This window comes from Citrobacter sp. Awk 4 (genome assembly GCF_028069725.1).
GTDB lineage: Bacteria > Pseudomonadota > Gammaproteobacteria > Enterobacterales > Enterobacteriaceae > Citrobacter_D.
Genome location: NZ_JANEWG010000001.1, coordinates 14,072 through 26,147, shown reverse-complemented (window position 1 = coordinate 26,147; position 12,076 = coordinate 14,072). Strand labels below are relative to the sequence as shown.

Below are 12,076 nucleotides of genomic sequence, written 5' to 3'. Positions count from 1 at the left end.
TATTATGCTGAGTATTCTCTGGAATCTGGCTGCATTCATCATCGCACTGGGTGTGCTTATCACCGTGCATGAATTTGGTCATTTCTGGGTTGCCCGGCGCTGCGGCGTTCGTGTCGAGCGCTTTTCCATTGGTTTTGGTAAAGCGCTTTGGCGACGCACCGATCGTTTTGGCACTGAGTATGTCATTGCGCTTATCCCCCTCGGCGGTTACGTCAAAATGTTGGATGAACGCGCAGAGCCGGTGATTCCGGAACTGCGCCATCATGCCTTCAACAATAAAACCGTTGGACAGCGGGCGGCGATTATCGCCGCAGGTCCGATTGCAAACTTCCTTTTCGCTATATTTGCTTACTGGCTGGTCTTTATCATCGGCGTCCCTGGTGTGCGTCCGGTGGTTGGCGAAATAACACCCAATTCAATTGCTGCTCAGGCGCAAATTCGTCCAGGAACGGAACTTAAAGCCGTTGATGGTATCGAAACCCCTGATTGGGATGCCGTCCGTTTACAATTGGTGTCAAAAATCGGCGATGAGCATACGACAATCAGCGTAGCGCCGTTTGGTAGCAACCAACGCCAGGACAAAACGCTGGATTTGCGTCAGTGGGCATTTGAGCCAGACAAAGAAGATCCTGTATCGTCTTTAGGGATTCGACCTCGCGGTCCACAGATTGAACCTGTGTTGTCAGAAGTGCAAACGCACTCCGCAGCAAGTAAGGCAGGTTTGCAAGCTGGCGACAGGATCGTTAAAGTCGATGGTCAATCGTTAACGCAATGGATGATGTTCGTGACGCTGGTGCGCGATAATCCGGGTAAACCGTTAGCGCTCGAAATCGAAAGACAAGGGAGCTCCTTGTCTTTGACGTTAATTCCGGATACAAAACCGGTTAACGGTAAAGCAGAGGGTTTTGCGGGCGTGGTGCCTAAAATTATTCCTCTGCCAGATGAGTACAAGACAGTACGCCAGTATGGGCCATTCAGCGCCATCCTCGAAGCCACGGACAAAACGTGGCAGTTGATGAAGCTGACGGTCAGTATGCTGGGGAAATTGATTACCGGTGATGTGAAACTGAACAACCTCAGTGGGCCGATTTCTATCGCCCAGGGGGCTGGGATGTCAGCGGAGTTTGGGGGCATTTATTACCTGATGTTTCTTGCGCTTATCAGCGTGAACTTAGGGATAATCAACCTGTTTCCGTTGCCCGTTCTTGACGGGGGACATCTGCTGTTCCTGGCGATTGAAAAGCTGAAGGGCGGTCCGGTATCCGAGCGGGTTCAAGACTTTAGTTATCGCATTGGCTCGATTTTGCTGGTGTTGTTAATGGGGCTTGCACTTTTCAATGATTTCTCTCGGTTGTAAGAGAGTGTTAGGAAGAACGCATAATAACGATGGCGATGAAAAAGTTGCTCATAGCGTCGCTGCTGTTTAGCAGCGCCACCGTATACGGTGCTGAAGGGTTCGTAGTGAAGGACATTCATTTCGAAGGCCTGCAGCGAGTCGCTGTTGGTGCGGCCCTCCTCAGTATGCCGGTGCGCACAGGCGACACGGTTAATGATGAAGATATCAGTAATACCATTCGCGCTCTGTTTGCCACTGGTAACTTTGAGGATGTCCGTGTCCTGCGTGACGGTGATACCCTTCTGGTTCAGGTAAAAGAACGTCCGACGATTGCCAGTATTACTTTCTCCGGTAACAAATCGGTGAAAGAAGAAATGCTTAAGCAAAACCTCGAGGCGTCTGGTGTGCGTGTTGGTGAATCTCTGGATCGCACCACTCTGGCTGATATCGAAAAAGGCCTGGAAGACTTCTACTACAGCGTCGGTAAATACAGTGCCAGCGTGAAAGCGGTTGTCACACCGTTGCCGCGTAACCGTGTTGACCTCAAACTGGTGTTCCAGGAAGGCGTATCGGCGAAGATCCAACAGATCAATATCGTCGGTAACCATGCCTTCAGCACTGACGAACTCATTTCTCACTTCCAACTGCGGGATGAAGTACCGTGGTGGAACGTCGTGGGCGATCGTAAGTACCAGAAACAGAAACTGGCGGGCGACCTCGAAACGCTGCGCAGCTACTATCTGGATCGCGGTTACGCGCGTTTCAACATCGACTCTACGCAAGTAAGTCTGACCCCGGACAAGAAAGGGATCTACATCACGGTTAACATCACTGAAGGCGATCAGTACAAGCTTTCGGGTGTTGAGGTGAGCGGTAACCTGGCAGGGCATTCAGCTGAAATTGAGAGTCTGACGAAGATCGAGCCGGGCGAACTCTATAACGGCACCAAAGTGACCAAAATGGAAGATGATATCAAGAAGCTTCTGGGTCGCTATGGTTATGCCTATCCGCGTGTACAGTCGCAACCTGAAATTAACGATGCTGACAAAACCGTAAAATTACGTGTGAACGTGGATGCGGGTAACCGTTTCTATGTGCGTAAGATCCGTTTTGAAGGTAACGATACCTCCAAAGATTCCGTTTTGCGCCGTGAAATGCGTCAGATGGAAGGGGCATGGTTAGGCAGCGATCTGGTCGATCAGGGTAAAGAGCGTCTGAACCGTCTGGGTTACTTTGAAACCGTCGACACCGATACACAGCGCGTTCCGGGCAGCCCGGATCAGGTTGATGTGGTGTATAAGGTCAAAGAACGTAACACCGGTAGCTTCAACTTCGGTATTGGTTACGGTACGGAAAGCGGCGTTAGCTTCCAGGCCGGCGTTCAGCAGGACAACTGGTTGGGTACAGGTTATTCCGTTGGGATTAACGGTACCAAAAACGACTATCAAACCTATACTGAGTTGTCTGTAACGAACCCGTACTTTACCGTTGATGGCGTTAGTCTCGGTGGTCGTGTCTTCTATAACGACTTTGAAGCTGATGATGCCGATCTGTCCGACTATACCAACAAAAGTTATGGTACGGACGTGACTCTGGGCTTCCCAATCAACGAATACAACACGTTGCGTGCAGGTTTAGGTTATGTGCATAACAAACTGTCTAACATGCAGCCTCAGGTAGCGATGTGGCGTTATCTTGATTCGATGGGGGAAAATCCAGACCCGACGAATGATAACAACAGTTTTACTGCAGATGACTTCACCTTCAACTATGGTTGGACGTATAACAAACTTGACCGTGGGTACTTCCCGACGGAAGGGTCGCGTATCAACCTGAACGGTAAAGTGACCATTCCGGGCTCTGACAACGAATACTACAAAGCGACATTGGATACGGCGACCTATGTGCCGATTGATGATGATCACAAATGGGTGGTTCTGGGTCGTACCCGTTGGGGCTATGGTGATGGCTTAGGCGGCAAAGAAATGCCGTTCTATGAGAACTTCTATGCGGGTGGTTCAAGCACCGTGCGTGGTTTCCAGTCCAATACCATTGGTCCGAAGGCACTGTATTTACCTGCGAACAGTCGTCATGACGGTGACGATGATTTCGAAAACGAGTGCGCAAGCACTAACACAGCGCCGTGCGAATCTGATGATGCAGTGGGCGGTAACGCGATGGCTGTCGCCAGCCTGGAGTTCATTACCCCAACGCCGTTTATTAGTGAAAAATACGCCAACTCGGTCCGTACCTCGTTCTTCTGGGATATGGGTACCGTGTGGGATACTAACTGGGATTCCAGCAAGTATGCCGGTTATCCGGACTACAGCGATCCAAGCAATATCCGTATGTCTGCAGGTATCGCATTACAATGGATGTCCCCATTGGGGCCGTTGGTCTTCTCCTATGCCCAGCCGTTCAAGGATTACGATGGAGACAAAAAAGAGCAGTTCCAGTTTAACATTGGTAAAACCTGGTAACTGTTCTTCGCAAAGGAATGTAAGTGTTGTGTAGCGATGACTTTTGGCGATCCCATTAAGGGTCGCCTGGCCACGCAAAGAGCTGTACCTTCGGGTGCAAATGGGATGGTAAGGAGTTTATTGTGAAAAAGTGGTTATTAGCTGCAGGTCTCGGTTTAGCGATGGTTACGTCCGCACAGGCTGCTGACAAAATTGCAATCGTCAACATGGGTAGTCTGTTCCAGCAGGTTGCGCAGAAGACGGGTGTTTCCAGCACGCTGGAAAATGAGTTCAAAGGCCGCGCCAGCGAACTGCAGCGCATGGAATCCGATCTGCAATCTAAAATGCAACGTCTGCAATCCATGAAAGCTGGCAGTGATCGCACTAAGCTGGAAAAAGAAGTAATGGCTCAGCGCCAGACTTTTGCTCAGAAAGCACAGGCTTTTGAGCAGGATCGTGCGCGCCGTTCCAACGAAGAGCGTGGCAAACTGGTTACCCGTATCCAGACTGCTGTGAAATCCGTCGCTAACAGCCAGGATATCGATCTGGTCGTTGATGCTAACACCGTTGCTTACAACAGCAGCGAAGTGAAAGATATCACCGCTGACGTACTGAAACAGGTTAAATAAGTAATGCCTTCAATTCGACTGGCTGATTTAGCAGAGCAGTTGGATGCAGAATTACACGGTGATGGCGATATCGTCATCACCGGCGTTGCGTCCATGCAATCTGCGCAAACAGGTAATATCACGTTCATGGTAAATCCTAAGTACCGTGAGCATCTGGCCTTATGTCAGGCTTCTGCCGTCGTGATGACGCAGGATGATCTTCCTTTTGCTAAGAGTGCCGCCCTGGTAGTGAAGAATCCCTACCTGACGTATGCGCGAATGGCACAAATTTTAGATACCACGCCGCAGCCAGCGCAAAACATTGCCCCCAGTGCAGTGATTGATGCGACGGCGACGCTGGGTAGCAATGTCTCCGTAGGTGCAAACGCGGTGATCGAATCTGGCGTAACGCTCGGCGATAACGTGGTTATCGGTCCGGGTTGCTTCGTTGGAAAGAATACAAAAATCGGCGCAGGTTCACGCTTGTGGGCGAATGTGACGATCTACCACGACATTCAGATTGGTGAAAATTGTCTGATCCAATCCAGTACGGTTGTGGGTGCAGACGGTTTTGGCTACGCCAACGATCGTGGTAATTGGGTGAAGATCCCGCAACTTGGTCGCGTTATTATCGGTGATCGCGTGGAGATCGGCGCTTGTACAACTATCGATCGTGGTGCGCTTGACGATACAATTATCGGTAATGGTGTGATTATTGATAATCAGTGCCAGATTGCACATAACGTCGTGATTGGCGACAATACGGCGGTTGCCGGTGGCGTCATTATGGCGGGCAGCCTGAAGATTGGCCGTTACTGCATGATTGGCGGCGCCAGTGTGATCAACGGGCATATGGAAATATGCGACAAAGTCACGGTGACTGGCATGGGTATGGTGATGCGTCCTATCACTGAACCTGGCGTCTATTCCTCAGGCATTCCGTTGCAACCTAATAAAGTATGGCGTAAAACCGCTGCGCTGGTGATGAACATTGATGATATGAGCAAGCGTCTCAAAGCAATTGAGCGCAAGGTTAATCAGCAGGACTAACGCTTCATCTTTTGCGTGCCAAACTTTCCGGCCTGTCGGCATTCTTTCGATTGCGGCAGGCCGTGTTATTATTGCCTTTTAGTATATTTAGACAGGAAGAGTATTTTGACTACTAACACTCATACTCTGCATATTGAAGAGATTTTAGAACTTCTGCCGCACCGTTTTCCGTTTTTGCTGGTTGATCGTGTGCTGGATTTTGAAGAAGGTCGTTTTCTGCGCGCAGTGAAGAATGTCTCCGTAAACGAGCCGTTTTTCCAGGGGCATTTCCCTGGCAAACCGATTTTTCCGGGCGTGCTGATTCTGGAAGCGATGGCTCAGGCAACAGGTATTCTCGCCTTTAAAAGCGTAGGAAAACTGGAGCCAGGTGAACTGTATTACTTCGCGGGTATTGACGAAGCGCGCTTTAAGCGTCCTGTCGTGCCAGGCGATCAGATGATCATGGAAGTCACTTTCGAGAAAACACGCCGTGGCCTGACCCGCTTCAAAGGGGTTGCTCTGGTTGACGGTAAAGTCGTTTGCGAAGCAACTATGATGTGTGCCCGTAGCCGGGAGGCCTGATACGTGATTGATAAATCCGCCTTTATTCATCCTACCGCCATTGTGGAAGAGGGCGCCTCTATTGGCGCTAACGCTCACATTGGCCCTTTTTGTCTTGTTGGACCCCATGTAGAAATTGGTGAGGGTACCGTACTGAAGTCTCACGTTGTTGTGAATGGCCATACTAAAATTGGTCGCGATAATGAGATTTATCAGTTCGCCTCTATCGGTGAAGTTAACCAGGATCTGAAATATGCGGGTGAACCGACCCGTGTGGAAATTGGCGATCGTAACCGCATTCGCGAAAGCGTCACCATTCATCGTGGCACAGTGCAGGGCGGTGGGTTGACGAAGGTGGGTAGCGATAACTTACTGATGATCAATGCCCACGTGGCGCACGATTGTACGATAGGTAACCGCTGTATTCTGGCCAATAACGCCACTCTTGCGGGGCATGTTTCGCTCGATGATTTTGTCATCATTGGCGGCATGACCGCGGTGCACCAGTTCTGCATTATCGGTGCGCACGTGATGGTTGGCGGTTGTTCTGGCGTTGCTCAGGACGTTCCGCCGTATGTTATTGCTCAGGGCAACCACGCGACGCCGTTTGGCGTCAACATCGAAGGGCTAAAGCGCCGCGGTTTCACCCGCGAAGCGATCACTGCTATCCGCAACGCCTATAAAGCGTTGTACCGTAGTGGCAAAACGCTGGAAGAAGCTAAACCGGAAATCGCCGAACTGGCGCAGCAGTACCCAGAAGTTCAGCTATTCAGTGATTTCTTTGCCCGCTCAACACGCGGTCTGATTCGTTAATGGCTGAACAGCGCCCTTTAACGATTGCCCTGGTCGCCGGAGAAACCTCCGGCGATATTCTTGGTGCAGGTTTAATCCGTGCTCTCAAATTACGTGTTCCCAACGCCCGTTTTGTGGGGGTTGCCGGTCCACGCATGCAGGCCGAAGGCTGCGAAGCCTGGTACGAAATGGAAGAGCTGGCGGTGATGGGCATTGTTGAAGTGCTCGGACGCTTACGTCGCTTACTGCATATTCGTGCCGATCTCACGAAGCGTTTTACCGAACTGCAGCCGGATGTCTTTGTTGGCATTGATGCCCCGGATTTTAACATCACTCTTGAGGGCAACCTCAAAAAGCAGGGTATCAAAACCATTCATTACGTCAGTCCGTCCGTCTGGGCGTGGCGACAGAAACGCGTTTTCAAAATAGGCAGATCCACCCATATGGTGTTGGCATTTCTGCCTTTCGAAAAAGCGTTTTACGACAAATTTAATGTCCCGTGCCGTTTTATTGGTCACACGATGGCGGATGCCATGCCGCTGGACCCGGATAAAAATGCGGCGCGCGATGTGCTGGGGATCTCTCATGATGCCCATTGCCTCGCATTGTTGCCCGGCAGCCGTGGCGCTGAAGTTGAAATGCTCAGCGCTGACTTCCTGAAAACTGCGCAACTGTTGCGACAGCACTATCCCGATCTTGAAGTTGTGGTGCCGTTGGTCAATGCCAAACGTCGCGAGCAGTTCGAGCGAATCAAAGCTGAAGTGGCGCCTGAGCTCGCTGTCCATTTGCTTGATGGAATGGGGCGTGAAGCCATGGTGGCAAGCGATGCAGCCCTGCTGGCTTCCGGTACGGCAGCGCTGGAGTGTATGCTGGCGAAATGTCCGATGGTGGTGGGCTATCGTATGAAGCCCTTCACGTTCTGGTTAGCGAAACGACTGGTAAAAACCGACTATGTTTCGCTGCCTAACCTGCTGGCAGGAAGAGAGTTAGTCAAAGAGCTGTTGCAGGAAGAGTGTGAGCCGAATGCGTTGGCGGAAGTATTATTGCCCCTGTTGGCAAACGGTAAAACCAGCCATGCAATGCACGACACATTCCGCGCACTGCATCAGCAGATCCGTTGCAATGCCGATGAGCAGGCGGCGGATGCAGTTCTGGAGTTAGCACGATGATTGAATTTGTTTATCCGCATACCCATTTAGTGGCCGGAGTGGATGAAGTCGGGCGCGGACCTTTGGTCGGAGCAGTCGTTACCGCGGCAGTCATTCTTGATCCAGCTCGCCCAATTGTGGGACTCAACGACTCAAAAAAGCTTTCAGAAAAGCGCCGCCTGGCGCTGTATGACGAAATTAAAGAAAAAGCGTTAAGCTGGAGCCTGGGACGTGCGGAGCCGCATGAGATCGATGAGCTGAATATTTTACACGCGACCATGCTGGCGATGCAGCAAGCCGTTGCGGGCCTGCATATTGCGCCGGAATACGTGCTGATAGACGGTAATCGTTGTCCGGCGCTGCCGGTGCCTTCTATGGCGGTGGTGAAAGGCGATAGCCGGGTGGCGGAGATCAGTGCCGCATCCATTCTGGCAAAAGTGACGCGAGATGCTGAGATGACCGCGCTGGACGCCGTATTTCCCCAATATGGCTTTGCGCAACATAAGGGTTATCCAACCGCTTTTCATCTGGAGGCGCTTGCTGAACATGGTGCGACGGAGCATCACCGACGCAGCTTTGCTCCTGTCAAACGTGCACTGGGACTTGCGTCCTGATTCTTGCGTCGAGAATAAGTAAACCGGAATCTAAAGATGTCTGAACCACGTTTCGTTCACCTGCGGGTGCACAGCGACTACTCTATGATCGATGGGCTGGCGAAAACCGGACCGCTGGTGAAAAAGGCGGCCGCGTTGGGCATGCCTGCGCTGGCGATCACCGATTTCACTAACCTTTGCGGTCTGGTGAAGTTCTACGGAGCGGGCCACGGCGCGGGGATAAAACCTATCGTCGGCGCCGATTTTCACGTTCAGAGCGAGCAGTTGGGCGATGAGCTCACCCAACTGACGGTACTGGCGGCGAACAATACCGGTTATCAGAATCTGACGTTATTGATCTCTAAAGCGTACCAGCGCGGTTATGGCGCCGCCGGGCCGATTATCGATCGTGACTGGCTGGTCGAATTAAAAGAGGGATTGATCCTGCTTTCCGGCGGGCGGATGGGTGATGTAGGACGTTGCCTGCTGCGCGGTAACAGCGCGCTGGTTGACGAGTGCGTCGCGTTTTACGAAGAACATTTTCCCGATCGCTACTTCCTTGAGCTGATTCGCACCGGCAGACCGGATGAAGAGACGTACCTGCATGCGGCGGTAGAACTGGCTGAAACGCGCGGCTTGCCGGTCGTGGCGACCAACGACGTCCGTTTTCTCGAAACGGGCGATTTTGATGCGCATGAAATTCGCGTCGCCATCCACGATGGCTTTACCCTTGACGATCCAAAGCGTCCACGTAACTATTCGCCACAGCAATATATGCGCAGCGAAGAGGAGATGTGCGAGCTTTTTGCCGACATCCCGGAAGCGCTGGAAAATACTGTTGAGATCGCCAAACGGTGTAACGTCACAGTACGTCTGGGCGAATATTTCCTGCCGCAGTTTCCGACCGGAGACATGACCACCGAAGATTATCTGGTCAAAAAATCGAAAGAGGGGCTGGAAGAGCGTCTGGCGTTTTTATTCCCGGACGAAGCCCAGCGTAATGAGAAGCGCCCGCCCTATGACGAACGCCTGGATATTGAACTTCAGGTGATTAACCAGATGGGATTCCCGGGGTACTTCCTGATCGTGATGGAGTTTATCCAGTGGTCGAAAGATAACGGCGTGCCGGTAGGCCCGGGGCGTGGTTCTGGCGCCGGTTCGCTGGTCGCTTACGCGTTAAAAATTACCGACCTTGATCCGCTGGAATTTGACCTGCTTTTTGAACGTTTCCTTAACCCGGAACGCGTCTCCATGCCTGACTTCGACGTTGACTTCTGTATGGAGAAACGCGACCAGGTGATTGAGCACGTGGCGGATATGTATGGTCGCGATGCGGTATCGCAGATCATTACTTTCGGTACGATGGCGGCAAAAGCGGTAATCCGTGACGTCGGCCGCGTGCTGGGGCATCCGTACGGCTTTGTGGACCGAATTTCTAAGCTGGTGCCTCCCGATCCGGGCATGACACTGGCAAAAGCGTTTGAAGCAGAACCGCAACTGCCGGAAATTTACGAAGCAGATGAAGAGGTTAAAGCGCTAATTGATATGGCGCGTAAGCTGGAAGGTGTCACCCGTAACGCCGGTAAACACGCCGGTGGTGTGGTGATCGCGCCAACCAAAATTACCGATTTTGCACCGCTTTATTGTGATGAACAGGGGCTACATCCGGTCACCCAGTTTGATAAAAACGACGTGGAATATGCCGGGCTGGTGAAGTTCGACTTTCTTGGCCTGCGTACGCTCACTATCATTAACTGGGCGCTGGAGATGATCAACGCCCGCCGTGAGAAAAACGGCGAACCGCCGTTGGATATCGCCGCGATTCCGTTAGACGACAAAAAAAGCTTCGACATGCTGCAGCGTTCGGAGACCACTGCGGTCTTCCAGCTTGAATCCCGCGGCATGAAAGACCTGATCAAACGTCTGCAGCCCGACTGCTTCGAAGATATGATCGCGCTGGTGGCGCTGTTCCGTCCTGGTCCGTTGCAATCAGGAATGGTAGATAACTTTATCGACCGTAAACACGGCCGCGAAGAGATTTCCTATCCGGATGTTCAATGGCAGCATGAATGCCTAAAACCGGTTCTGGAGCCAACCTACGGCATTATCCTGTACCAGGAACAGGTCATGCAGATTGCCCAGGAACTCTCCGGCTATACGCTCGGCGGCGCAGATATGCTGCGTCGTGCGATGGGTAAGAAAAAGCCGGAAGAGATGGCCAAGCAGCGCGGTACCTTTGAAGAGGGTGCGAAAAAACGCGGCGTCGACGGCGAACTGGCGATGAAAATCTTTGACCTGGTGGAGAAATTCGCCGGTTACGGGTTTAACAAATCTCACTCCGCCGCTTATGCCCTGGTGTCGTACCAAACGCTGTGGCTGAAAGCGCACTATCCGGCTGAGTTTATGGCCGCGGTAATGACCGCCGATATGGACAACACCGAGAAGGTAGTTGGCCTAGTGGATGAGTGCTGGCGCATGGGGCTGAAGATCCTGCCGCCAGATATCAACTCCGGACTGTATCATTTCCACGTCAATGATGATGGCGAGATTGTTTACGGTATCGGCGCGATTAAAGGCGTGGGTGAAGGCCCGATTGAAGCTATTATTGAAGCGCGTAATGAAGGCGGCTATTTCCGAGAGCTGTTTGATCTGTGCGCACGTACGGACACTAAAAAGCTTAATCGCCGGGTGCTGGAAAAGCTGATCATGTCCGGGGCGTTTGACCGCCTTGGGCCGCATCGCGCCGCACTGATGAACGCATTGGGCGATGCCCTGAAAGCCGCCGATCAGCACGCGAAAGCAGAAGCTATCGGCCAGGCGGATATGTTTGGTGTTCTGGCTGAAGAGCCGGAGCAAATTGAGCAATCTTATGCCAGCTGCCAGCCATGGCCGGAACAGGTGGTGTTGGATGGGGAGCGAGAAACGTTAGGTCTGTACCTGACGGGACACCCCATCAATCAGTATTTAAAAGAAATTGAGCGCTATGTCGGAGGCTACAGGCTGAAAGACATGCATCCGACAGAACGTGGTAAAGTCACCACGGCTGCGGGGCTCGTCATTGCCGCAAGGGTTATGGTCACCAAGCGCGGCAATCGTATCGGCATCTGTACCCTGGATGACCGTTCCGGACGTCTGGAAGTGATGTTGTTTACCGATGCTCTGGATAAATACCAGCAATTGCTGGAAAAAGACCGCATACTTATCGTCAGCGGACAGGTCAGCTTTGATGACTTCAGCGGGGGGCTTAAAATGACCGCCCGCGAAGTGATGGATATTGACGAAGCCCGGGAAAAATATGCTCGCGGGCTTGCTATCTCGCTGACGGACAGGCAAATTGATGACCAGCTTTTAAACCGACTCCGTCAGTCTCTGGAACCCCACCGCTCGGGGACAATTCCAGTACATCTCTACTATCAGAGGACGGATGCACGTGCGCGGTTGCGCTTTGGCGCGTCGTGGCGTGTCTCTCCGAGCGATCGTTTGCTAAACGATCTCCGTGGCCTCATTGGTTCGGAGCAGGTGGAACTGGAGTTTGACTAATACAGGAATA

The 12,076-nt window shown here is 52.1% G+C and carries 9 protein-coding genes; all 9 read left to right on the top strand.

Annotation, left to right across the window (positions count from 1 at the left end; genetic code table 11):
- Positions 1–4 precede the first annotated feature (4 nt).
- The 9 genes from rseP (at position 5) to dnaE (ending at position 12,066) form a co-directional block, all read left to right on the top strand.
- Entirely contained in the window at positions 5–1,357 is a 1,353-nt protein-coding gene (gene rseP / locus NNO04_RS00125; RefSeq protein WP_162381153.1) for a sigma E protease regulator RseP, read from the top strand.
- 29 nt (positions 1,358–1,386) lie between these two features.
- Positions 1,387–3,816: an outer membrane protein assembly factor BamA gene (bamA, locus tag NNO04_RS00120; RefSeq protein ID WP_271442941.1), complete on the top strand. Its 2,430-nt coding sequence runs from the start codon at positions 1,387–1,389 to the stop codon at positions 3,814–3,816.
- A gap of 122 nt (positions 3,817–3,938) precedes the next feature.
- Complete coding sequence (gene skp, locus NNO04_RS00115) at positions 3,939–4,424, top strand: molecular chaperone Skp (protein ID WP_162381157.1); 486 nt, start codon at positions 3,939–3,941, stop codon at positions 4,422–4,424.
- 3 nt (positions 4,425–4,427) lie between these two features.
- On the top strand, positions 4,428–5,453 hold the full coding sequence (gene lpxD, locus NNO04_RS00110; protein ID WP_271442940.1) for a UDP-3-O-(3-hydroxymyristoyl)glucosamine N-acyltransferase: 1,026 nt from the start codon (positions 4,428–4,430) through the stop codon (positions 5,451–5,453).
- 105 nt (positions 5,454–5,558) lie between these two features.
- Entirely contained in the window at positions 5,559–6,014 is a 456-nt protein-coding gene (gene fabZ, locus NNO04_RS00105) for a 3-hydroxyacyl-ACP dehydratase FabZ (RefSeq protein WP_003018528.1), read from the top strand.
- Positions 6,015–6,017: 3 nt separating this feature from the next.
- Positions 6,018–6,806 carry an acyl-ACP--UDP-N-acetylglucosamine O-acyltransferase gene (lpxA, locus tag NNO04_RS00100; RefSeq protein WP_271442939.1) on the top strand — a complete coding sequence of 263 codons (789 nt, stop codon included), beginning with the start codon at positions 6,018–6,020 and terminating at the stop codon, positions 6,804–6,806.
- Complete coding sequence (gene lpxB, locus NNO04_RS00095; protein ID WP_271442938.1) at positions 6,806–7,954, top strand: lipid-A-disaccharide synthase; 1,149 nt, start codon at positions 6,806–6,808, stop codon at positions 7,952–7,954. Before lpxA ends, lpxB begins: the two co-directional genes overlap by 1 nt.
- Positions 7,951–8,547, top strand: coding sequence for a ribonuclease HII (rnhB, locus tag NNO04_RS00090; RefSeq protein ID WP_271442937.1), 597 nt, complete (start codon positions 7,951–7,953; stop codon positions 8,545–8,547). Before lpxB ends, rnhB begins: the two co-directional genes overlap by 4 nt.
- A gap of 36 nt (positions 8,548–8,583) precedes the next feature.
- Positions 8,584–12,066, top strand: coding sequence for a DNA polymerase III subunit alpha (gene dnaE / locus NNO04_RS00085; protein WP_271442936.1), 3,483 nt, complete (start codon positions 8,584–8,586; stop codon positions 12,064–12,066).
- Positions 12,067–12,076 lie beyond the last annotated feature (10 nt).

What these genes read in the sequence shown, in the direction of transcription:
- lpxD (WP_271442940.1), top strand. Translation starts at nt 4,428, where the DNA reads ATGCCTTCAATTCGACTGGCTGATTTAGCAGAGCAGTTGGATGCAGAA.
- dnaE (WP_271442936.1), top strand. Translation starts at nt 8,584, where the DNA reads ATGTCTGAACCACGTTTCGTTCACCTGCGGGTGCACAGCGACTACTCT.
- lpxB (WP_271442938.1), top strand. Translation starts at nt 6,806, where the DNA reads ATGGCTGAACAGCGCCCTTTAACGATTGCCCTGGTCGCCGGAGAAACC.
- bamA (WP_271442941.1), top strand. Translation starts at nt 1,387, where the DNA reads ATGGCGATGAAAAAGTTGCTCATAGCGTCGCTGCTGTTTAGCAGCGCC.
- rnhB (WP_271442937.1), top strand. Translation starts at nt 7,951, where the DNA reads ATGATTGAATTTGTTTATCCGCATACCCATTTAGTGGCCGGAGTGGAT.
- rseP (WP_162381153.1), top strand. Translation starts at nt 5, where the DNA reads ATGCTGAGTATTCTCTGGAATCTGGCTGCATTCATCATCGCACTGGGT.